At 50.0% G+C, this 22,140-nt stretch carries 20 protein-coding genes; 15 read left to right on the top strand and 5 right to left on the bottom strand.

The window, feature by feature from the left end; all coding sequences use genetic code 11:
* Positions 1-109 precede the first annotated feature (109 nt).
* The 4 genes from VV089_RS22820 (at position 110) to VV089_RS22835 (ending at position 5,068) form a co-directional block, all read left to right on the top strand.
* Positions 110-1,252 (top strand): FAD-dependent oxidoreductase, encoded by a 1,143-nt coding sequence (locus VV089_RS22820; protein WP_334337512.1) that lies wholly within the window; start codon positions 110-112, stop codon positions 1,250-1,252.
* Positions 1,239-2,174, top strand: a complete 936-nt coding sequence (locus tag VV089_RS22825; protein WP_334337513.1) for a glycosyltransferase — start codon at positions 1,239-1,241, stop codon at positions 2,172-2,174. Before VV089_RS22820 ends, VV089_RS22825 begins: the two co-directional genes overlap by 14 nt.
* A 217-nt stretch (positions 2,175-2,391) precedes the next feature.
* Complete coding sequence (locus VV089_RS22830) at positions 2,392-3,801, top strand: ABC transporter substrate-binding protein (protein WP_172541380.1); 1,410 nt, start codon at positions 2,392-2,394, stop codon at positions 3,799-3,801.
* Position 3,802: 1 nt separating this feature from the next.
* On the top strand, positions 3,803-5,068 hold the full coding sequence (locus VV089_RS22835) for a dihydroorotase (RefSeq protein ID WP_334337514.1): 1,266 nt from the start codon (positions 3,803-3,805) through the stop codon (positions 5,066-5,068).
* A 47-nt stretch (positions 5,069-5,115) separates the two neighbouring features.
* On the opposite strand, the gene VV089_RS22840 is transcribed toward VV089_RS22835, so the two are convergent.
* Both VV089_RS22840 and VV089_RS22845 read right to left on the bottom strand, forming a co-directional pair.
* Complete coding sequence (locus tag VV089_RS22840) at positions 5,116-5,529, bottom strand: helix-turn-helix transcriptional regulator (protein WP_172541378.1); 414 nt, start codon at positions 5,527-5,529, stop codon at positions 5,116-5,118.
* Positions 5,530-5,684: 155 nt separating this feature from the next.
* Positions 5,685-6,155, bottom strand: a complete 471-nt coding sequence (locus tag VV089_RS22845; protein ID WP_334337515.1) for a CYTH domain-containing protein — start codon at positions 6,153-6,155, stop codon at positions 5,685-5,687.
* A 268-nt stretch (positions 6,156-6,423) separates the two neighbouring features.
* Between VV089_RS22845 and VV089_RS22850 the strand changes: the two genes are divergently transcribed.
* The 9 genes from VV089_RS22850 to VV089_RS22890 all read left to right on the top strand — a co-directional run bounded on the left by VV089_RS22850 (position 6,424) and on the right by VV089_RS22890 (position 17,196).
* Complete coding sequence (locus VV089_RS22850; RefSeq protein ID WP_334337516.1) at positions 6,424-6,975, top strand: DJ-1 family glyoxalase III; 552 nt, start codon at positions 6,424-6,426, stop codon at positions 6,973-6,975.
* Between the two features lie 273 nt (positions 6,976-7,248).
* Entirely contained in the window at positions 7,249-7,458 is a 210-nt protein-coding gene (locus tag VV089_RS22855) for an alpha/beta-type small acid-soluble spore protein (protein WP_334337517.1), read from the top strand.
* Positions 7,459-7,943: 485 nt separating this feature from the next.
* A complete protein-coding gene (gene tig, locus VV089_RS22860) occupies positions 7,944-9,230 on the top strand; it encodes a trigger factor (protein WP_334337518.1) in 1,287 nt (428 codons plus the stop codon).
* Positions 9,231-9,337: 107 nt separating this feature from the next.
* Entirely contained in the window at positions 9,338-9,922 is a 585-nt protein-coding gene (gene clpP / locus VV089_RS22865) for an ATP-dependent Clp endopeptidase proteolytic subunit ClpP (RefSeq protein ID WP_172542552.1), read from the top strand.
* Positions 9,923-9,938: 16 nt separating this feature from the next.
* Positions 9,939-11,198, top strand: a complete 1,260-nt coding sequence (gene clpX, locus VV089_RS22870) for an ATP-dependent Clp protease ATP-binding subunit ClpX (RefSeq protein WP_172542551.1) — start codon at positions 9,939-9,941, stop codon at positions 11,196-11,198.
* A gap of 469 nt (positions 11,199-11,667) precedes the next feature.
* Complete coding sequence (gene lon, locus VV089_RS22875) at positions 11,668-13,986, top strand: endopeptidase La (RefSeq protein WP_334337519.1); 2,319 nt, start codon at positions 11,668-11,670, stop codon at positions 13,984-13,986.
* Positions 13,976-14,584, top strand: coding sequence for a ribosome biogenesis GTP-binding protein YihA/YsxC (gene yihA, locus VV089_RS22880; RefSeq protein WP_334337520.1), 609 nt, complete (start codon positions 13,976-13,978; stop codon positions 14,582-14,584). Before lon ends, yihA begins: the two co-directional genes overlap by 11 nt.
* Entirely contained in the window at positions 14,585-15,703 is a 1,119-nt protein-coding gene (ytvI, locus tag VV089_RS22885) for a sporulation integral membrane protein YtvI (RefSeq protein ID WP_334337521.1), read from the top strand.
* Positions 15,704-15,831: 128 nt separating this feature from the next.
* A complete protein-coding gene (locus VV089_RS22890) occupies positions 15,832-17,196 on the top strand; it encodes an MATE family efflux transporter (RefSeq protein ID WP_334337522.1) in 1,365 nt (454 codons plus the stop codon).
* A 44-nt stretch (positions 17,197-17,240) separates the two neighbouring features.
* Here the strand turns inward: VV089_RS22890 and VV089_RS22895 are convergent, their stop codons facing one another.
* Entirely contained in the window at positions 17,241-17,753 is a 513-nt protein-coding gene (locus VV089_RS22895; protein WP_172541848.1) for a DUF4364 family protein, read from the bottom strand.
* On the bottom strand, positions 17,723-18,679 hold the full coding sequence (locus VV089_RS22900; protein WP_334337523.1) for a TIGR01212 family radical SAM protein: 957 nt from the start codon (positions 18,677-18,679) through the stop codon (positions 17,723-17,725). Before VV089_RS22900 ends, VV089_RS22895 begins: the two co-directional genes overlap by 31 nt.
* A 123-nt stretch (positions 18,680-18,802) precedes the next feature.
* Between VV089_RS22900 and VV089_RS22905 the strand changes: the two genes are divergently transcribed.
* Positions 18,803-20,257, top strand: coding sequence for an MBOAT family O-acyltransferase (locus VV089_RS22905; RefSeq protein WP_334337524.1), 1,455 nt, complete (start codon positions 18,803-18,805; stop codon positions 20,255-20,257).
* Between the two features lie 41 nt (positions 20,258-20,298).
* Positions 20,299-21,372: a hypothetical protein gene (locus tag VV089_RS22910; RefSeq protein ID WP_334337525.1), complete on the top strand. Its 1,074-nt coding sequence runs from the start codon at positions 20,299-20,301 to the stop codon at positions 21,370-21,372.
* A gap of 259 nt (positions 21,373-21,631) precedes the next feature.
* Here the strand turns inward: VV089_RS22910 and VV089_RS22915 are convergent, their stop codons facing one another.
* Positions 21,632-21,964 (bottom strand): sporulation initiation factor Spo0A C-terminal domain-containing protein, encoded by a 333-nt coding sequence (locus VV089_RS22915; RefSeq protein WP_172541844.1) that lies wholly within the window; start codon positions 21,962-21,964, stop codon positions 21,632-21,634.
* Positions 21,965-22,140 lie beyond the last annotated feature (176 nt).

Consider the following 22,140-nt stretch of genomic DNA (forward strand, 5'->3'; position numbering starts at 1 on the left):
GGTATAAAATTATACACATACTATCATTTTTCCGTTGAATATTCAACATTCAAATGGTATGCTAAAATAAATTACCAAAAACAGGATGGAACAGGGAGTCAAAGGAAATATGGAGAGATACGATAAGGTGATCATAGGGGCGGGGCTTTACGGCCTTTATGCGGCCCTTTTCTGCGCAAAGCGGGGAGAGAGGGCGCTGGTGCTGGAATGGGACGAGCAGGCCTTTGGCCGGGCAACGTATATTAACCAGGCCCGTGTCCATATGGGGTATCATTATCCGCGCTCCTTGTCCACGGCACTTAAGTCGGCGGGGTATTTTGAGCGTTTCAACCGGGATTACGGATTTTGCATTTTAAAGGAATTCGCCCAGGTGTATGCCACCTCTGCCCGGTTTTCATGGACGGATGCCAGGCAGTTTCAAAAGTTCTGCCAGGCGGCCCGTATCCGGTGCGATGAGGTGAATCCGGAGCGCTATTTCCGGCCCGGGATGTGTGACGGCGCTTTTCTGACTACGGAATATACGTATGACGCCCAGATTTTGAAGAACTTTTTTTTGGAGGAGCTGGGAAAGTATTCCGGAGTGTCCATCTGCTATGAAGCGCGCATTCAGAGAATTGTTCTGGACGGCTCATCCTTTGTGATTGAGCTGGAGGACAGGCCGCCTGCTGCCGCAGAGTTTCTTCTGAACGCATCCTATGCATCCGCCAACCAGGTTCTGAAAAGGGCGGAAGGCCTGAATCAGGAGCCCTTTCAGATCAAATACGAGCTTTGTGAGATTATTCTGTGCAAGCCGGGCGAGGCCCTAAGGCCTGTGGGGCTTACGGTGATGGACGGCCCGTTCTTCTCGATTATGCCCTTTGGGAAGACGGGATACCATTCTTTGACCTCCGTAACCTTTACGCCCCACCTGACCAGCTATGAGAGCCTTCCTCATTTTCCCTGCCAGGAAAAAAGCGGTGGGTACTGCAGCCCGGATCAGCTTGGGAACTGCAATAACTGCCCGGCCCGGCCGAAGAGTGCATGGCCCTATATGTCCCACATGGCGGAAAAGTATATGAGGGAGGAGTATGGCTTTACCTACTCCCATTCCCTGTTTTCCATGAAGCCGATTCTGAAAAATTCCGAGCTGGATGACTCAAGACCTACGGTGGTGCGCCGGATATGGAAAAAGCCGGCCTTTGTAAGCGTCCTCTCGGGCAAAATCAATACAGTATACGATCTGGATGAGGTACTGATCAATGACGGAAAATAAAGAAAAGAATTTTGTGTCGGCCGTGCTCTATGTGCACAATGAGAAAGAGCGGCTGGCAGATTTTCTGAAAAAAATAAACGGGATTCTGACGGAGAACTTTGAGCATTATGAGATAATCTGCGTAAATGACCAAAGCACAGACGAGAGTGTCCAGGTTATCTCGGAATTTGCCAAGACCGTGGAAGACGCCAGCGTGAGCATTCTTCATATGAGCTACTACCAGGGGATTGAGCTGTCCATGAATGCGGGCATAGATCTGGCCATCGGAGATTTTGTATTTGAGTTTGACAAGGTATCCGGCGATTTCCCGGATGAGCTTCTGATGCAGGTTTATGAGACGTCCCTGAAGGGCTTTGATATCGTCAGCGCTGCGCCCAGACGGGCGCAGCGCTGGAGCTCCAGGCTCTTTTACCGGGTTTACAACCAGGCGGCTGGAAAAAGGACGATGCTTCGGACGGAGACCTTCCGGATTCTGTCCAGACGGGCTGTGAACCGGGTTCATTCCATGTGCCAGTCTGTTCCCTACCGGAAGGCGGTCTATGCAAACTGCGGACTGCAGACAGAGACGCTCGTCTACGAACCCCGGGAGCGGAAAGGGGCCATAGGGCCGGAGGAGAAGGAAATGCGCCGGGATATGGCCTTTAACAGCCTGATTCTCTTTACGAATCTGGGCTATCAGGTATCCAGCTTTCTGGCCGGGATTATGATGCTGGCGGCGCTTTTGATCGGTGTGTACACGGTGGCCATATTTGTGGGAGCCAGGCCGGTAGAGGGGTGGACAACCACCATGCTCTTTCTGTCACTGGCCTTTTTCGGCGTCTTTGCCATTTTTGCCATCATCATCAAATACCTGTCGGTCTTAATCGAGCTGGTATTTACCAAGCAGCAGTATGTAATTGAGGGAGTGGAGAAGCTGAAGTAGCCTGCCTGCGGCCAATCTGGCTGTGGATGACATCCTTTGGCCGCTTAAGAAGCGAGATACAGGTACAGGAAATGCCTGTCAACTGGAAAGCCAGTATTGAAAAGGTATATTGGTTTATGATATAGTGATAAAAGTCGTTATTATTTACAGGGATAGAATGAGATGCTGTTCACGGCGGAGGGCTGTGAATGTTGATAAAGAGGCAGGAGGCTTAGGAATGACCGTTTGGAAGAGGATGCTTGCGCTTACCATGTGTGGGACGCTTATTTTTGGAATGGCTGCTTGTAAGGGCAAGGAGCCTAAGAGCGATGAGATAGAGATAGAGGCAGTGGAGGAACCGGAAGAGATTCCGGAAGAACCAGAGGAGGAGTCCCAGGTGGTTTCCGATCTGGAGGCATCCATTTCCTGGTGGACGTATCCGGTATTTGTCCAGGATGAAGGACAGGAGGAGGGAGCTTATGAGCAGACGCTGATTCAGGAGTTTAATAAAAAGTATCCCAATATCCGGGTAGAGCTGCGGCTGCTGGATTATACCCAGGGGCCGGACGAAGTCCAGGGCCTGATTGATGGGGAAGGGCTTGAGCTGCCCAATGTGCTGCTGGATGAGCCGGGAAGGATCGGCGGCTATGCAAAGGCCGGGGTTCTTGCAGATCTGTCGTCTATGTTTACAGAGGAAATGGTTTCCGATGTGGTAAGCGAGGGAATCTTAAGCGCCTGCCGGAGCGAGGGGGCCTATGTGATGTATCCCTTCAGTGCGTCCAACTATGTGATGGCATTTAACCGTACCATGCTTGAGGACTCCGGCGCCATGGAATTGATGAATCGGGAGGGAGCCTGCACCTGGACTACGGAGAGCTTTGAGCAGGTCTTAGAGAAGCTCGGCGAGTCCCAGCTAAACGGCGGAATTCTTTACTGCTCCGGTATTGCCGGAGATTATGCTACGCGTTCTTTTTTGACGAATCTCTATGACGGGAGCCTTATGAACGAGGACGGCTCTGCCTATACGATGAACAGTGAGGCGAACCAGCAGGCGCTGACCAAGGTAAAGGAGTGGATGGATAAGGGCTGGATCTTAAACGGCTCCGGCTCTACGGGAGCAGATGCAGTGACTTCCTTTGTAAACGGGGAGAATTCCTTCTGCCTTCTCTGGAGTCTGCCCCAGGCTCTGACGAATGCCCAGGCGCTGGCGGAAAACGGTGTGGAGGTTGTAGTGATGCCTTACCCTTCCGCAGACGGAGAGCCTGAGCTTGAATATATGCTGAAGGGGTTCTGTATCTTTAAGACGGAGGATGAGAAGCAGGAAGAGGCCTCCCGTTATCTGGTAGATTTTCTCTGCAATGATGAGGTGACAGCGGCGGAGAATATTGTGAGAAGCGGCGGTTTCCCCGTGCGCACATCTATGGGAGATGTATACGGGGGCAATGAGGAAGCGCTGCTTTATGAAGCGCTTCTGCCCTACAGCGGAACTTATTATAATCACACAGAGGGCTTTGAGGAAATGCGTGTGTACTGGTATCAGATGCTGGCAGAGATTCTGAACGGAGAGTACAGTGTGAAGGATTCTACAGAGAGCTTTGTGGAGTACGCCAATAAGACATTGGAACCAAAGGAAGAAGAGGGAGAGTAGGATGCTGGGGATTCGGGGCGCACGGGTTCTTGATCCGGTGAGCGGAAGGGATGAAGAGCTCAATCTGCTGATAGAAGACGGGAAGATTGTGTCGGTGGATACCGTATTGGACGAGAGAGACGGGATAGAGATTCTGGATGCGGCGGGCCTTGTGCTTGCGCCGGGGCTGGTGGATATTCATGTGCATTTCCGGGATCCGGGCTTTACTTATAAAGAGGATATCGAGTCAGGCGCCAGGGCTGCAGCAAGGGGCGGATTCACCACTGTGGTCTGCATGGCGAATACGAAACCGCCGGTTGACAATCCAGAGACGCTTCGCCAGGTACTGGAAAAAGGAGCAGGCACCGGAATCCATGTAAAGACCTGTGCCTGTGTCACAAAGGGAATGCAGGGAAAAGAGCTGACAGATATGGAGGAACTTCGCAGCCTTGGAGCGGCCGGATTCACGGACGACGGCATTCCCATTATGGACGGGGAGCTTTTACGGCAGGCGATGGAGAGGGCGGCGAAGCTTCATGTTCCGGTGAGCCTCCATGAAGAAGATCCGGCTTTTATTGAGAATAGCGGAATCAATCAGGGAGCAGCGGCAAAAAAGCTTGGAATCGGGGGCGCTTCGGCCCAGGCGGAGGTTTGCCTTGTAGAGAGGGACTGCCTTCTGGCTGAGGAGACAGGCGCCCGGGTAAACATCCAGCATATCAGCGCTGCGGGCTCCGTGGATGCGGTGCGGCAGGCCAAAGCAGGAGGGGCGGCCGTGACGGCGGAGGCGGCGCCTCACCATTTTACATTGACAGAGGAGGCGGTGCTGACCTGGGGGACTTGTGCCAAGATGAATCCGCCCCTGCGCACAGAGGAGGACCGGCAGGCGGTGATTCTGGGCCTGAAGGATGGTACCATTGATATCATTGCTACGGATCACGCCCCTCACAGCCAGGAGGAGAAGGCAAGGCCTTTTACGGAGGCGCCCAGCGGAATCATCGGCCTGGAGACGGCGCTGGCTCTTGGGATTACGGAGCTGGTGAAGCCGGGGCATTTGACGCTGATGGAACTGATGGAGAAGATGAGCCGGAATCCGGCCAGGCTGTATGGGTTTGATTATCCGGGGATTGTGCCGGGAGCGCCGGCGGATCTGGTGATATTTGATGAAAATGAGCTCTGGACGGTTGATACCTTTGTTTCCAAGGCGGTGAATTCCCCCTTCCGGGGACGAACCCTCCAGGGAAAGGTTCGTTATACCATCTGCAAGGGAGAGATTGTGTACAGAGGATAAGCGCCAATGAGGATATAAAAATAACTCCGGGCCGTGAGGCTGCGGAGTTATTTTTCATCGTCAAATGTCTGCTCTGTCTCAAGAAACCTCTTCTTGAATAAGACAAATTCCCGAACCTCTTTCTGAAATTCCGGAGGAAGGGATTTGTAATTGGTCAGCATACGCGCATCTGTACCGTTTATGGGAATTGCGCTGGTTTCCGGCGCTATGGCAAAATGTTCGCTGACGGGTGAGTCGGCAATCTGCTTTGCGGATAGATCTGCATAGAGAAGCAGGTCTGCGGACACATTGTATAACTCAGCCAGCTCACAGACGGATTTCAAATCGGGGATGCGTTTCTCCGTTTCGTATAAGGAATAGGTCTGACGGGCAATGTGAATCACATCGCTGATATATTTCTGGGAATATCCGTTTGCAATGCGCAGTTCACGCATATTGTCTGCTATTTTTAATTTGCGCATTCCATCAGCCCTCCTTAAATGATGGGCTTATTATATCAGCTTCTTTCTGGTTTTGTTCAAAATGGCAGAAAATGAAGCAATGAAATTGCAAATGTCGTTAAATAGTGACAAAATGTAACAAAATTCGACAAAAGACGACAAGGATAGGGGGAGGCTCACGTTGTACCGGCAGATTCATTTGGCGTCCGCTGGCTCAGGGTGCTGTTGTGATATTCCGTAGACCAGGTAACCTCGTCTCCGAACCAGCTTGGGGGAAGGAAAGCCAGAGCCTGTTCTTCGGAAGTAAATTCCACTTCGGCTAACATAAGCCCTTCAAAGGGAGCGTCAAAAAGATCCAGTTCAATGGTAAGTCCTTCCGGAAGGGGAATCCGGAAGCGCTTTTTGCAGATAATATTGCCGTCGGCTTTCTTTTTTAGATGCTCATAGCTTTCTGCCGTCAGAGGCAGGTTGTATTCCTCCCGGCTCATAAGTCCCTTGGATTTGTAGGTCAGGGTATAGGTATCATCGCTTCGCCGGATGCGCACCACCGGCTCTGTGCACAGATAGGCCTGTTCCAGAAGCTGGGAGGGATAAGAGGCTAAATCTGCAGGAGGGGTATGAATTAAAAATTTGCGTTCGATTTCCATAGTAGAGAGTCCTTTCCATGTTCTTTTGTCCATTATACATCGAATAGGTATCGGCAGCTATAGAGAAGGCGGTAAATTTGTGGATAATTTAAAAAAAATCTGCTATAATGAGCGGTAGAAGAAAAAAAGGAATATTACGGAACTAGAACAGTAATATTCCTCACAGCGCACAAATCGATTTACAGACACATGTTTTTGTGGCTGGAAATTGATTTCAGATCAGTGTGCTGGGAGGAATATTACGGGACTGGAATGGAGGAGAAGAGAATTGAAAAAGGTATGTATTTTTTTGGCGCCTGGGTTTGAAGAGGTGGAAGCGCTGACCCCTGTGGATCTGCTGCGCAGGGCAGGAGCAGAGGTAACGGTTGTGTCAATCGGTGAGGAACGGGTCGTTACAGGTTCTCATCAGATTCCCGTTACAGCAGATGCTGTTTTTGACGAGATGGATTTTTCCGAACAGGATTTATTCATTTTACCGGGCGGCCAGCCGGGGACGAACAATCTGAAGGCCTGCGGCAAGCTGAGAGAGCTTTTGGCAAAAGCTGGCGGGAAGGGAAAGCTGCTTGCGGCTATCTGCGCAGCCCCTACGGTATTTGGCGATATGGGGCTTTTAAAAGGAAGAAAGGCTACCTGCTATCCAAGCTGCGAGGACGGGCTTACGGGAGCCGAATACCTGACAGACCGGGTGGTGACAGACGGAAATATCACAACCAGCCGGGGCGTGGGAACGGCGATTCCTTTTGGACTGTCTCTGATTGAACAATTGTTTGGAAAAGAAAAATCGGAAGAGATCCGCAAGAGCATTATTTACGGCCATTGATACAATATTGCAGAATTCACTGTTGTTTGTATAATGCGGAACCGGGACTTCCTTTCATTTCCAGTATGTCATCTTAAGCGCCTGTACACAATACTTAACAGTAATAACGGATATGGTGATTTCCCATCATGGAAGGTATTACGGAACTGGAACAGTAATATCTCTGACAGTGCACAAATCAATTTCCAGGCACATGTACTTGTGACTGAAAATTGATTTCATACAGGTGTACTGGAACAGATATTACGGAACTGGAATAGGAGGTGAAAGAAGATGACAGAACAGTCTAAGACAAACCAGATGGCAGTTCCGGAGGCGAAGGCAGCAATGAACCGCTTCAAGGAGGAGGTTGCCAGCGAGCTGGGCGTGCCTTTAAAGGAAGGCTACAACGGTGACTTGACTTCTGCTCAGGCAGGTTCCATCGGAGGCGAAATGGTTAAGAAGATGATCATGAAGCAGGAACAGCAGATGAGCGGTAAATAAAAAAAGAAGAGAATGGCCCCTTGTATATCGGTGACGGTGTATGAGGGGTTGTTTTGTGTGAGGGGGGCGTTCAGACGGTCTGCGGCGAAATCCGCTCCCGGGTATTTCCATATCCTGTGTTCGGACGGTTCACGTACACTCTGTCTGCTCTGTACGGACATTGCCTTTTTTGTTTTTTAATGTGCCAGGGGTTGGGCAATGTCCGTCCATATCAGACAGAGTGTGCGTGAACAGCCGGACACTGGATATTGGAAATGCCCGGGAGCGGATTTCGCCGCAGACCGTCTGAACTGGTTTTGGGGGATTTTTTGTGGTTGGTTTGGGCGGTTTAAGGGGAATATGGTTATTTGGGCTATTTTTCCTATATAAGGGCTCTTTAGGGCTTGATTTCCTCTGAAAAGTTGTGTTATACTACTACAATGACTGCGAGTGTGTAAAGAATGTAGAATATTATGTAAAGATACAATTTAAGGAGGAGATAAAAAATGAGTTTACAGGTAGAAAAACTGGAAAAGAATATGGCTAAGCTTACCATTGAGGTGTCTGCGGAGGAGTTGGAGCAGGGGCTTCAGAAAGCATACCTTAAGAATAAAAATAGGATCAATGTTCCTGGTTTCCGTAAGGGTAAGGTGCCCCGTCAGATGATTGAGAAGATGTATGGGCCGGAGATTTTTTATGAGGATGCGGCTAACGCGCTGATTCCGGACGCTTATGCGAAGGCTATGGATGAGTGTGAGCTGGAACTGGTGTCCCGTCCGGTCATTGATATCGTGAAGATTGAGAAGGGACAGCCTTTTGTATTTACGGCAGAGGTTGCAGTGAAGCCGGAAGTAACCCTGGGTGCATATAAGGGCATTGAGGTGGAGAAAATTGATACTGCGGCTTCTGAGGAGGAGATTACCGCAGAGGTGGACAAGGAGAGAGACAACAATTCCAGAACCATCACTGTGGAGGACAGAGCTGTTGAGAACGGCGATATGACTGTGATTGACTTTGAGGGCTTTGTGGACGGGACGGCTTTTGAGGGCGGAAAGGGTACAGATTATCCGCTGACTATCGGTTCCGGCGCTTTTATTCCCGGCTTTGAGGAGCAGCTGGTGGGAGCTGAGATCGGCAAGGAAGTGGATGTAAATGTGACCTTCCCGGAGGAATATCATGCCAAGGAACTGGCAGGAAAGCCGGCTGTATTTAAGTGTACCGTAAAGGAGATTAAGGTGAAGGAGCTTCCTGATGCAGATGATGAATTTGTAAAGGATGTATCTGAGTTTGACACCATGGAGGAGTACCGGGCGGATCTGAAGAAGAAGATTGAGGATCGGAAGGCTGCGGATGCCAAGGCAAAGAAAGAGGACGCTGTGATTGAGAAGATCATTGAGGGCGCCCAGATGGAGATTCCGGAGGCAATGATTGACACACAGGCAGAGAGCCTGGTGGATGATTTTGCCCAGAGGCTGATGATGCAGGGAATGTCCCTGGAGCAGTATGCACAGTACACGGGAGCTACCGTGGAGTCTATGAAAAATCAGATGAAGCCTCAGGCCAAGAAGCGTATTGAGAGCCGTCTTGTTCTGGAGGCTGTTGCGGCAGCGGAGAATCTTGAGGCCAGCGAGGAAGACATCGAGGCCGAGATGAACCGTATGGCAGAGAGCTGCAAGATGGAGCTGGATAAGCTGAAAGAGCTGATCAGTGAGGAAGAGAAGAAGAATATGAGACAGGATCTGTCTATCCAGAAGGCGATTGAGCTGGTGACAGAGGCAGCCGTGGAGAAATAAGCTGTTGTTTAGGAGTTACCGTTCACGAAGTGAACCGTAACGTTTGAGAAGCTTCTGGCAAGAACCGCTGCATTTATTTAGAAAGGATATGAGAATCAATGATGGATATGAGTTTAGTACCTGTTGTAGTTGAGCAGACCAGCAGGGGCGAGCGCTCCTATGACATTTACTCCAGACTTTTAAAGGATCGGATCATTATTCTGGGAGAAGAAGTCAATGACGTGACTGCAAGCCTGGTGACGGCACAGCTTCTGTTCCTGGAGTCCGAGGATCCGGGAAAGGATATCAATCTGTATATCAACAGTCCGGGCGGTTCCGTAACCGCAGGCATGGCCATCTATGATACCATGCAGTACATCAAGTGTGATGTATCTACCATTTGTATGGGTATGGCGGCCAGTATGGGGGCGTTTCTTCTGGCAGGGGGAACCAAGGGCAAGCGTATGGCCCTTCCCAATGCGGAGATTATGATTCACCAGCCCTCCGGCGGCGCCAGGGGCCAGGCTACGGAGATCAAGATTGTGGCTGAGCACATTCTGCGCACGAAAAAGAAGCTCAATGAGATTCTGGCGGCCAATACAGGGCAGCCCGTGGAAGTGATCGAGGTGGATACAGAGCGCGATAATTATATGAGCGCCGAAGAGGCCATGAAATATGGCTTGATTGACAGCGTGATCGCAAATCGTAAGTAAAAGGACGAGAAGAATTATGCCTAGAAACAATGATAACAACGTAAGATGTTCCTTTTGCGGTAAATCCGGGGAGCAGGTGCGTAAGATGATTTCCGGACCCAGCGGAACTTATATCTGCGACGAGTGTATTGAACTGTGTGCGGAGCTGATTGAGGAGGAGCTGGAACTGGATGAGCAGGAGCCTGGGGATGAGGAGATTAACCTCTTAAAGCCCAAGGAGATCAAAGAGTTCCTGGATGAGTATGTCATCGGCCAGGAGGAGGCCAAGAAGGTTCTCTCCGTGGCAGTTTACAATCACTATAAGAGAATTCTGGCGGGGAGAGAGAAGGATCTGGATGTGGAGCTTCAGAAGAGCAATATTCTGATGCTTGGGCCTACCGGTTCCGGTAAAACCCTTTTAGCCCAGACGCTGGCAAGGCTTTTGAATGTGCCTTTTGCCATTGCGGATGCAACTTCCCTTACAGAGGCCGGTTATGTGGGCGAGGATGTGGAGAACATTCTGCTGAAGATCATCCAGGCGGCGGATTATGACGTAGAGCGTGCACAGCACGGAATCATTTACATTGACGAAATTGACAAGATTACCAGAAAGTCGGAGAATCCATCCATTACCAGAGATGTGTCCGGTGAGGGCGTGCAGCAGGCGCTCCTTAAGATTCTGGAGGGAACCATTGCTTCCGTGCCGCCTCAGGGCGGAAGAAAGCATCCCCACCAGGAGTTGATTCAGATTGACACGACCAATATTCTCTTTATCTGCGGCGGCGCCTTTGAGGGTCTTGATAAGGTGATTGAGCGGAGAATGGACCGCCGGTCTATCGGCTTCAACGCAGAAGTGACTAAGCGGGGCATGGAAGAGAATGTGGGCAAGCTGCTCCGGCAGGTGCTGCCGGAAGATCTGGTGAAGTTCGGTATGATACCGGAGTTCGTGGGCCGCGTGCCTGTAACCGTGGCGCTGGATGCTTTGACAAAGGAGGATATGGTCCGCATTCTTGTGGAGCCGAAGAATTCTATCGTAAAGCAGTATAAGAAGATGCTTGAGCTGGATGGAGTGAAATTATCCTTTGATCGGGAGGCCATTGAGGCCATCGCCGCACAGACGGTAACGAGAAAGACAGGAGCCAGAGGCCTTCGGGCAATCATGGAGCATATTATGATGGATACCATGTATGAGATTCCATCGGATGAGAGCATTAAGAGCTGCGTGATTACCAAGGAAGTGGTGGAAGGCACAGGGAGTCCTGTAACGACAAGCAATGAGATGAGATTCCGGGCGTAGCCTGGAATCTCTTTCTTAGATTATAAAAACAGTAATATCTCCGACAATGCACAAATCAATTTACAGGCACATGGTTTTGTGACTGGAAATTGATTTTATACCCGTGTACTGGAAGAGATATTACGGAACTGGAACAGTAATATCTCTGACAGTGCACAAATCAATTTACAGGCACATGGTTTTGTGACTGGAAATTGATTTTATACCCGTGTACTGGAAGAGATATTACGGAACTGGAACAGTAATATCTTTGACAGTGCACAAATCAATTTACAGGCACATGGTTTTGTGACTGGAAATTGATTTTATACCCGTGTACTGGAAAAGATATTACGGAACTGGAACAGTAATATCTCTGACAGTGCACAAATCAATTTACAGGCACATGGTTTTGTGACTGGAAATTGATTTTATACCTGTGTACTGGAAGAGATATTACGGAACTGGAATAGAAGAGGAGAGCAGAAAAGTGAGTGAATTGATTCAGATGCTGCCGGTGGTGGCCCTTAGGGGAATGACGGTTCTTCCGGATATGGTGATCCACTTTGACGTGAGCCGCGAGAACTCCGTCCATGCCATTGAGCAGGCGATGCTCCGTGAGCAGCGCTTATTTCTGGTGACTCAGAAGAATACTCAGACAGAAAATCCAGGCTTTGAAGACCTGTACCGGATCGGAACCATCGCTTCCGTAAAGCAGGTTATCAAGCTGCCCCATAACATCCTGCGTGTGCTGGCGGAGGGTCTGGAGAGGGGAGAGCTGTCCCATCTCGATCTGGAGGGGGATTATCCGGAGGCGGAGGTGATCCGCTTTGAGGAGGAGCCGGAAAACATAGCCCCCGATATCCGGGAGGCCATGCTCCGAAGCTTAAAGGAGACTTTCCGTACCTACTGCCAGGAGAGCGGCAAGTCGGGTAAGGAGCTGGAGCGTCAGATGGGAGAACTGGAGGAGCTTTCCAGGCTGACAAGGCAGCTGATGATTCACCTTCCCCTTCACTATGAAGAAAAGCAGAAGCTTCTGGAAGCAGGCAGCCTGTCGGAGCAGTTTGAGCTTCTGGGAACTCTGATGAACAAAGAGATCGGGATTTTGCGCTTTAAAAGGGAGCTTCAGGAGAAGATCAAGGCCCGGGTGGACAAGAACCAGAGGGATTACCTTCTTCGGGAGCAGTTAAAGGTGATTCGTGAGGAGCTGGGGGAGGATACCTCCGGGACAGACGCAGATCATTTTAAAGAAGCTCTTGACAAGCTTCGGGCCTCCAAGGAGGTTAAGGAAAAAATAACCAAGGAGATTAACCGTTTTCAGAATATCGGAAGCAATTCCTCAGAAAGCGCCGTGATCCGGGGATATATTGAGACGCTGCTGGATCTGCCCTGGGAAAAGACCTCCCGGGACAGCACAGATCTAAAGAGGGCCGAGGAGATCTTAAATGCAGATCATTACGGCCTGGAAAAGGTCAAGGAGCGCATCCTTGAATTCCTGGCAGTCCGGACATTGACAAAGAAGGGCAGCAGCCCCATTCTCTGCCTGGCCGGCCCTCCGGGAACGGGAAAGACCTCCATTGCCCGGTCGGTTGCACGGGCGCTGAACAAGAAATACGTGCGCATCTGCCTGGGCGGCGTCCGGGATGAGGCGGAGATCCGGGGACACCGGAGGACTTACGTGGGAGCCATGCCGGGACGGATTGCTTCCGGAATGCGTCAGGCCGGTGTGAAGAATCCGCTGATGCTTCTGGATGAGATAGACAAGGTGAGCAGCGATTACAAGGGAGACACCTCATCGGCTCTTCTGGAGGTGCTGGATGCGGAGCAGAACAGCCGCTTCCAGGATCACTATGTGGAGATTCCCATGGATTTGTCCGAGGTGCTTTTCATTGCCACAGCGAATGATGCTCAATCCATTCCCCGTCCCCTTCTGGACCGGATGGAGCTCATCGAAGTGAGCAGCTACACAGAAAACGAGAAGATGCATATCGCCAGGGAACATCTGATTGGAAAACAGATGGAAAAGAACGGCCTGAAGGAAGGCCAGCTGGCCATCAGCCCAGGCGCCCTGGAAACCTTGATTCACAGCTACACCAGGGAGGCCGGTGTCCGTCAGCTGGAGCGGAAGCTCGGGGAGGTCTGCCGGAAGGCGGCCCGGGAGATTCTGGAGCAGCATAAGAAGTCTGTCCGTATAACAGAAAGCGGCCTGGGCCGTTATCTTGGAAAGCCGAAATATGTATTTGATATGGCAAATGAGACCGATGAGATCGGAATTGTCCGGGGACTTGCCTGGACCAGCGTGGGAGGCGATACCCTCCAGATAGAAGTAAACATCATGCCTGGAAAGGGAGAGATTTCTCTCACCGGAATGATGGGCGACGTGATGAAGGAGTCGGCCCGGACAGGCTTAAGCTACATTCGCTCCGTCAGCGGCAGCTATGGGATTGACAAGGAGTTTTTCCAGGAACACGATATACATATCCACATACCAGAGGGAGCCGTGCCCAAGGATGGCCCTTCCGCAGGAATTACCATGGCTACGGCCATGCTTTCGGCCATTACGGAGATTCCCGTGTATGCCAGCGTGGCTATGACAGGGGAAATCACCCTCCGGGGCAGGGTACTGCCCATCGGTGGATTAAAGGAAAAGATTCTGGCAGCCAAGAGCGCCGGGATCAAGACCGTACTGGTGCCGGCTAAGAATAAAAGGGATGTGGAGGAAATCTCCGCCGAGATCCGAAAGGGCATCCGGATTCTCTATGTGGAGCAGATGAAAGAAGTATTGGAGGCAGCCTTTCATGATCATTAAAAACGTAAGTCTGGAAACCGTGTGCGGCATTACCAGCAAGCTTCCGGAGAATACTCTTCCGGAGATAGCCTTTGCAGGGAAGTCCAATGTGGGGAAATCCTCCCTTATCAATGGGCTGATGAACCGGAAATCCCTGGCCAGGACTTCGGCCCAGCCGGGAAAGACCCAGACCATTAATTTTTACAATATCAACAACGCCATGTACCTGGTGGATCTGCCGGGCTACGGCTATGCGAAGGTGACGCAGGAGGTGAAGGAGCAGTGGGGGAAGCTCGTTGAGCGGTATCTCCACGGCTCTAAGAGGCTCAAGGCGGTTTTCCTGCTTATTGACATCCGCCACGAGCCTTCGGCCAATGACAAGCGCATGTATGAGTGGATCGTGCACAATGGGTACAATCCGATCATCATTGCTACAAAGCTGGACAAGATCAACCGGAGCCAGGTGCAGAAGCATTTGAAAATGGTGCGCACTGGGCTGAATGTAAAGCCTGGGACGGCGGTGCTTCCTTTTTCTGCCCTCACAAAGCAGGGGAGGGAGGAGATTTGGGAACAGATGGATGCGATTTTAGAGGATGACAAGGAACCGGAGGTGGAATAAATGTCCGGAAACTATCTGCGCTGCCTGGTAAATATCCTGTTATATGCAGCCGGGGTAGTGGTGCTGTTTGTATTGACACCCAGGCTTCTGGTGTTTTTTATGCCTCTAGTGGTAGGGTGGATCATTGCGCTTCTGGCCAATCCTCTGGTGCGCTTTATGGAGCGGCGGCTTCGGATGGTGCGCCGGCACAGCTCCATGCTGATCATTATTACAGCCATTGCCCTGGTGGTGGCAGGCGTATATTTTGCGGTGGCGGCCATTGTACGGGAGCTTTATGGGTTTGCAGCCATACTTCCCGATATTTACGGTTCCTTTCTCCAGGATCTGGAGGAGATAAGGGAGAACCTCCAGGGCTTTTCCAGGGGGGTTCCGCCCCAGCTTCGTGAGGGAGCGGCAAGCCTTACGGATTCCCTTACCAGCTCTCTGGGGGATTTGATTGGTGCTGTGGGCAGGCCTACGGTTGAGGCTGCCGGCACGGTGGCTAAAAATATCCCCAATGCGCTGATTCATGTGATTTTTGCTGTTTTGTCCGCTTATTTTTTTATTGCGGAGCGAGATCGGATAGTCCAGGGGGTTCAAGCTTATATTCCCCAGTGGGTCCGGGTGAAATGGCATTTTATTGCGGAGAAATTTAAGAAAGCCATCGGGGGTTACTTCAAGGCCCAGTTTAAGATTATGGGTGTGGTGGCGCTGATTTTGCTGGCAGGCTTTCTTGTTCTTGGGATTCACTATGCGGTTTTACTGGCGCTGCTGATTGCTTTTCTTGATTTCCTGCCTTTTTTCGGAACCGGGACGGCTTTGATTCCCTGGGCTGTTTTAAAGGTTCTCAGCGGAGATTACCAGTTTGCCGTGGGGCTGATTATTATTTATCTGGTAAGCCAGCTGGTGCGGCAATTGATACAACCGAAGATTGTAGGAGACAGCATCGGGCTGGATCCTTTGTCGACGTTATTTTTTATGTTTATCGGCTATAAGGTCAGCAGCATTTTCGGAATGATCATCGCGGTGCCTATCGGCATGATCCTGGTGAGCCTCTACCAGGCCGGAGCTTTTGCAGATGTGATCCGGGATGTGAAAGAGCTGGCCGAAGGACTGAATGAGTTTCGAAGAAGAAATTAGGATAAAAACAGTAATACCCCTTGCAATACACAAATCGATTTACAGGCACGGTTTTAAGTGACTGGAAATTGATTTAGATTGAGGTGTATTGAAAGGGGTATTACGGGACTAAAATGGAGGACAGATGAATGACTGAAGTACAAAGCGAGAACAAAATGGGCTATATGCCCATTCCTAAATTATTATTTACCATGTCGATCCCTATGATTATTTCCATGCTGGTGCAGGCTCTGTACAATGTGGTGGACAGCGCTTTTGTTGCCAAGCTCAGTGAAAATGCGCTGACGGCCGTGTCCATGGCCTTCCCGGTGCAGAATCTGATGATTGCCGTGTCCGTGGGCACAGGTGTGGGGATCAATGCGCTGCTTTCCAGATCCTTAGGGGAAAAGCAGTTTGAACAGGCCAATCTGGCGGCCCGGAACGGGTTGTTTCTGGGGATTGCAAGCTATCTGGTGTTTGCGGTTCTGGGCTTGATTGGATCGCGGCAGTTTTACCTGGCACAGACAGATGATCCGGAGCTGGTGCTTTATGGAACGCAGTACGTGTTTGTTGTGACGGTGTTTTCCTTTGGATTGTTTCTGGCGGTGCTCAGCGAGCGGCTTCTGCAGTCTACGGGACTGACCATCTACAATATGTATACTCAGGGGCTGGGGGCCATTATCAATATTATTCTGGATCCCATTCTGATCTTCGGCCTGTTTGGTTTTCCCCGGCTGGAGGTTCTGGGGGCTGCGGTAGCTACGGTTGTGGGCCAGATCTGCGGAATGCTGCTGGGCGTGTTCTTTAATATGAAGAAGAATAAGGAGATTAACATCAATATGAAGGGCTTCCGTCCCCATCTGCCTACCATCAGGCGGATTTATCAGGTGGGGATTCCTTCTATTATTATGCAGTCGATCGGCTCAGTGATGGTATTCGGCATAAATAAGATTCTGATGATGTTCACCTCCACGGCGGTTTCCGTGTTTGGCGTTTACTTTAAGCTTCAGAGCTTTATCTTTATGCCGGTGTTTGGGCTGAACAATGGAATGGTGCCGATTATTGCCTACAATTACGGGGCACGGGAGAAAAAGCGGATTATGCAGACAGCCTGGCTCAGTATCGGGGCCGCGGTGACTATTATGCTTGCGGGACTCGCTATTTTCCATATTTTTACAGATGAGCTGCTGGGAATTTTTGAGGCGTCTTTGGATATGCTTGCCATTGGGGTTCCGGCCCTGAAGATTATTTCCTTAAGCTTTTCCTTTGCCGGCTACGGGATTGTGGTGGGCTCGGTGTTCCAGGCCCTGGGAAACGGCGTTTACAGCCTTATGGTGTCTGTGGCCCGTCAGCTTCTGGTGATTCTTCCGGTGGCCTTTGTGCTTGCAAGGGTCGGCGGACTGGCTGCGGTCTGGTGGGCATTTCCCATTGCGGAGATTGTGGCGGTAATTATGAGTACGGTGCTGTTCCGCAGAATCTATTGCAAAAAAATACAGCCACTGTCCGTTTCCTAATCAGTGGCTGGCATTGCTTATGAGATGAGATAAAAGAAATACAATTACAAAAGAGACTGTATCAGCGCAGCGTAGAGTTCTTTGCTCTTGTCCCGCCAGTGATCGCAGATGGCTTTGGCCTGCTCCTCCATGGGAACGGTGAGGGTCAGATCCACAAGTGTGGAATCCCTCTCCAGTACCCGGCAGTGGGCTGCGTACTCTCCGGCGGATGTCTGGTAGTAATGGGCAGGCGTGGAGCGCTCGTTGCGCAGCTGGTATTTGTGCTCTGAGAGAAAGGTGTCGATATCCTCCCGTATGGCGGAGGATATTTTTTTTTCGAAATAGGTGAGCGTAGTGCGGCCTTCCTCGGTGATGTGGTAGAGGGTGGTGTTATGCTGCTTCTCCGGGTGAATGAGGGCAGAGTCGGTGAGTTCAAAGAGGGACTGCTGAAGGGTAAAGTAGTCGGTGTACTCCTTGTCCAGGATAAATTCGGAGAGCTGGGCGTTGCTTAAGGGGAAAGCTACGTGGTTCAGGATGTAGAGGATAATCAGTTTGTACAGGGTCTGGGTTTCGGACATGTTTGAGCTCCTTTCTGAATGGGGCAGAATTTTCCCTGCCAGGTGTTCCGCCGGCTTAGCTCTTTGTGAATGGTGTTCAGAACCTGGCGTTTCCTTGTGCTCCAGTCAGGAGCAATTAAAAGATCTTTGGGGCCGTCGCCGGTGAGGCGGTGGATGACGAGGTCGGGGCGGCAGACTTCCAGGCAGGAGATGACAAGATCCGTGTATTCCTCTAAGGTGAGGATGTGGAAGCCTGTCCGCCGGTAGCAGTCAGCCAAGTCAGTATGGTTTAATATATGCAGGAGCTGGAGTTTTATGCCATTTACCGGTAAGGTGTTGAGATAGCGGATGGTATCCAGCATCATTTCTTTTGTTTCGCCCGGAAGGCCCAGGATGACATGGACGATGGTATCCAGCTTCCGGGCGTGGAGGGCTTCGACTGCTTCCTGAAAGACAGGGAGGGGATAGCCTCTTCGGATGAAGGCGGCGGTTTCCTCGTGGATGGTCTGAAGGCCCAGCTCTACCCACACAGGCTTTTCGATGTTCAGGGCAGATAGGAGTTCTAAGATCTCCGGGGGAAGGCAGTCGGGCCGGGTGGCTATGGCAAGGGCTGCGATCTTTGGGTGGCCTAAGGCCTCCCGGTAGACTTTTTCCAGATAGTCCAGGGGAGCGTAGGTATTGGTGTAGGCCTGGAAGTAGGCGATGTAGCGCCGGGCCGGGCGTTTGCCGGTTATAGCCTTGATGCCCGCTTCGAGCTGCTCGGTGACGGTGAGGCGCGGATCTCCTGCGAATTCGCCGGAGCCGCCGGCGCTGCAGAAGATGCAGCCTCTCGTGCCCAAGGTGCCGTCACGGTTGGGGCAGGTGCAGCCGATGTTTAAGGTGATCTTGTATAGTTTTTCGCCGAAGCGCTGCTGTAAGGATTCGTTTAAGCTGTTGTATGGTCTCATGGTATATAATTTAGCATAGGCGCAAGGGAAATGCAATTTGAAGTTTTGGGATTCCCTTTTTGGGAGAAGAATGGTAAGATAGTTATTGTTTAAACGTAAGAGAAACGGATTTGGGAGTACGGAATGCTTTTTAATTCATACATATTTGTGCTGGTTTTTCTGCCTCTTTGCATGATTGGGTATTTTGGATGCAGCCATTTTGGGAAAGGGACTTACGGGCAGGTGTTTCTGCTGGGGATGTCTCTGTGGTTTTACGGGTATTTTCATGTGGAGTATCTGTTTATCATTGTGTTCAGCATACTGTGCAATTATGGTTTTTATGTGCTGCTGGGGAGAAGTTCCGGAAGCGGCAGGAGAAAGCGGCTGCTTGCGGGGGCCCTTGTGCTGGATGTGGGGATTTTGTTTTATTATAAATATTTTAATTTCTTTCTGGAAAATGTGAACGGGATTTTTGGGCGGAATTTTGCCCTTACGTCCATTCTGCTTCCTCTTGGCATCAGCTTTTTTACTTTTCAGCAGCTTTCCTTTGTGATAGATGCTTATAAGGGAGAAGTGCCTGCTTACCGGTTTCTGGATTATGCTTGTTTTGTGACGTATTTTCCCCAGCTGATTGCCGGGCCCATTGTGACCCATGACGAGCTGATTCCCCAATTTATGGATGAGGAGAGGAAGCGGTTCCGGTGGGATAACTTTGTGCGCGGGATTTATCTCTTTGTCCTGGGCCTTTCAAAGAAGGTTTTGATTGCCGATACCTTTGGTAACGGGGTGAACTGGGGGTTTGCCAATATAGGGGAGCTGGACAGTACCAACGGGTTTCTCGTGATGCTGTTTTATACGATTCAGATTTACTTTGATTTCAGTGGGTATTGTGATATGGCTGTGGGGCTTGGGAGGATGATGAATCTGGAGCTGCCGCTGAATTTTCACTCCCCTTACCGTGCCGCGTCGATTACGGAGTTCTGGGAACGGTGGCATATGACCTTGACACGGTTTTTTACGAGATATGTTTACATTCCCCTTGGGGGCAGCCGGAAGGGGACAGTGAGGACTTGCCGGAATGTGATGCTTGTGTTTCTGGTAAGCGGCTTGTGGCATGGAGCTGACTGGACTTTTGTGCTGTGGGGGGCCTGTCATGGAGTATGTTCTGTACTGACCAGGCTTTGCAAGGGAACTCTGGAAAGGATTCCGCAGGCAGTCCGATGGCTGGGAACGTTTCTCTTTCTCAATGTGACCTGGGTGCTGTTCCGGGCGGACAGTATAGGGGATGCGGCAAGGCTTCTTGGAAAGCTTCTGGAGCTTGACTTCGGGCCGGTGAATGGAAGCCTGACGGCTGGATTTTATCTTCCGGAGTGCGGGCTTTTGGACAGTCTGATTCCTTTTACAAGGATTTGTCCGGAGTTCTTTCTGATTGTATTTACGGCGGCTGCTTTGTTCCTGCTGTTTGGGGTACGGAATGCTTATGAGAAGATGAAGGCCTTTGAACCTGAGCTTGGGCGGCTGCTTTTAACGGCGCTGCTGCTGGTATGGTGCATCTGCTCTTTTTCCGGAGTCAGTACGTTTTTGTACTTTAATTTTTAAGAATCCGGCGCTTTGGGGATGTGTTTTTTGGAGGAATGATAATGGATAGGGATAAAAAGTGGGGGATTACGTTATTGGTTCTTGTGGGCGTCTGTCTGGCCGGGATAGCTGGGCTGACGGCTGTGGTGGATCCGTTTTTTCATTATCATAAGCCTTTGGAATGCCTTTCTTATCCCTTAAATAATGAAAGATACCAGAATGACGGGATTGTGAAGCATTTTGATTACGATGCGGTGATTACGGGGACTTCCATGACGCTGAATTTTAAAGCTTCGGAGCTGGATGAGCTTTTTGGCGTACATTCCGTAAAGGTTGCGTTCCCGGGAGCAATGTACAAGGAGATCAACGATAATCTGGAGAAGGCTGTTGCGGCCAATCCGGACATCCGGCTTGTTGTGAGGGGGCTTGACAAGCTCTGGCTTCTGGAGGATGCAGATAAGACAGGGTATGATAAGGATTCCTATCCGTACTATCTGTACGACGATGTGCTGTACAATGATGTGTATTATGTACTGAATAAGGATGTGCTGTGCAGCCATGTAAAGGGAGTTCTTGGATTTACCTGTTCCGGGCAGAAGAGTACAGACTTTGATACTTATGGGAACTGGATGCACGCCTTTTCATTTGGAAAGGATGCGGTGGATGCGGTATACCACAGGGCGGACAGGACGGATGAGATCCAGGAGGTAACAGAAGCCGATTTTGAGATGCTTCGGGAGAATCTTTCCCAGAACGTGACGGATCTGGCAAAGGCGCATCCGGAGATTGACTTTTACCTGTTTCTGACGCCCTACAGTATTTATTACTGGGATAATCTGAATCAGACGGGAACGCTTAAGAAGCAGCTTGCGATTGAGGAGGAGGCCATCCGGCTTCTGGTGGAGCAGGAAAACATTTATCTCTTTGCGTTTTCGGATCTGTTTGAGATGATTTGCGATCTGGATTATTATAAGGATGAGATTCATTACAGTGAGGAGATTAATACACAGATTCTTAAGTGGATGAGCAGGAAGGAGCATCTGCTGACAAAGGAGAATTACCGGGAGTACTGCAGCCGGATTTATGAATTTTATACGACGTATGATTATGATGCTTTGTTTATGCCAGAGGAATAGGTGTTTCATAAAAAAATAAGGGGCCGCAGCCAGTTTGCATGAATTTTCTATGACAAGCCTGCCGATAAGCCAGAAGCATGAGAGAAATTCAGATTTGGCTGAGCCCCTTTATTTTAAATACTTTTTTTTCATTAATAATAGATAATTCATTCAATATACCAATTTTTATGCAGGCTGCAGGCTGCAGGCTGTCTGTCGTAGCTGCACATTTGTGAAATAGATTTCAGCGCAGGGGCTGAAGTTTATAGGAAATCCGGTGTTACTGTTCGCTTAAGTATCCTACAAAAATACAGATGAGATCCTTAGGATAAGGCTTTTTCCCACAAGGTAAAGAACATCCCATCATGGCCTCCAGGGTTTCCAGACCGCCGTTTTTGATAAGAGCGTCACGGACTGTTCGGAGATTTCGTTCTACATTGGCGACTGTAGTGTGATGTGTCTGCGCAATTGGGAAATAGATTTCTTTCCGGATGCTTTGCAGTCTGTCCGGACATTCTACAGCCAGAAGGACGGCATCTTGGAAATAACTGTACCCATAGTAGTGACGGAATATGCCTGCTGAGTGCAAAATAGCTTGAATTTTTTTGTTCATGCTGAACCCCTCCCTTTTAAAATATTAAATTGTATAAATGAATACGATCGAGAAAGGAAATATCGTAAAGTTTTCGGGAAAAAATAAAAAAACTTTTTTGAAATAAGAATAAATAAAGTTTGCCAGGAGGACAATACTGGTGTATAATATGTCCGTATATGCACAATTGCAAAAGA

Source organism: Candidatus Merdisoma sp. JLR.KK011, assembly GCF_036941125.1.
Classification (GTDB): Bacteria; Bacillota; Clostridia; order Lachnospirales; family Lachnospiraceae; genus Laedolimicola.

Bases quoted from the DNA above. Each gene is read 5' to 3' on its own strand.
- clpP (WP_172542552.1), top strand. From the start codon at position 9,338: ATGAGTTTAGTACCTGTTGTAGTTGAGCAGACCAGCAGGGGCGAGCGC.
- VV089_RS22840 (WP_172541378.1), bottom strand. From the start codon at position 5,529: ATGCGCAAATTAAAAATAGCAGACAATATGCGTGAACTGCGCATTGCA.
- VV089_RS22825 (WP_334337513.1), top strand. From the start codon at position 1,239: ATGACGGAAAATAAAGAAAAGAATTTTGTGTCGGCCGTGCTCTATGTG.
- VV089_RS22830 (WP_172541380.1), top strand. From the start codon at position 2,392: ATGACCGTTTGGAAGAGGATGCTTGCGCTTACCATGTGTGGGACGCTT.
- VV089_RS22895 (WP_172541848.1), bottom strand. From the start codon at position 17,753: ATGTCCGAAACCCAGACCCTGTACAAACTGATTATCCTCTACATCCTG.
- ytvI (WP_334337521.1), top strand. From the start codon at position 14,585: ATGTCCGGAAACTATCTGCGCTGCCTGGTAAATATCCTGTTATATGCA.
- VV089_RS22910 (WP_334337525.1), top strand. From the start codon at position 20,299: ATGGATAGGGATAAAAAGTGGGGGATTACGTTATTGGTTCTTGTGGGC.
- VV089_RS22835 (WP_334337514.1), top strand. From the start codon at position 3,803: ATGCTGGGGATTCGGGGCGCACGGGTTCTTGATCCGGTGAGCGGAAGG.
- VV089_RS22845 (WP_334337515.1), bottom strand. From the start codon at position 6,155: ATGGAAATCGAACGCAAATTTTTAATTCATACCCCTCCTGCAGATTTA.
- VV089_RS22915 (WP_172541844.1), bottom strand. From the start codon at position 21,964: ATGAACAAAAAAATTCAAGCTATTTTGCACTCAGCAGGCATATTCCGT.
- VV089_RS22900 (WP_334337523.1), bottom strand. From the start codon at position 18,679: ATGAGACCATACAACAGCTTAAACGAATCCTTACAGCAGCGCTTCGGC.
- VV089_RS22820 (WP_334337512.1), top strand. From the start codon at position 110: ATGGAGAGATACGATAAGGTGATCATAGGGGCGGGGCTTTACGGCCTT.
- VV089_RS22905 (WP_334337524.1), top strand. From the start codon at position 18,803: ATGCTTTTTAATTCATACATATTTGTGCTGGTTTTTCTGCCTCTTTGC.
- clpX (WP_172542551.1), top strand. From the start codon at position 9,939: ATGCCTAGAAACAATGATAACAACGTAAGATGTTCCTTTTGCGGTAAA.
- VV089_RS22890 (WP_334337522.1), top strand. From the start codon at position 15,832: ATGACTGAAGTACAAAGCGAGAACAAAATGGGCTATATGCCCATTCCT.
- tig (WP_334337518.1), top strand. From the start codon at position 7,944: ATGAGTTTACAGGTAGAAAAACTGGAAAAGAATATGGCTAAGCTTACC.
- yihA (WP_334337520.1), top strand. From the start codon at position 13,976: ATGATCATTAAAAACGTAAGTCTGGAAACCGTGTGCGGCATTACCAGC.
- VV089_RS22855 (WP_334337517.1), top strand. From the start codon at position 7,249: ATGACAGAACAGTCTAAGACAAACCAGATGGCAGTTCCGGAGGCGAAG.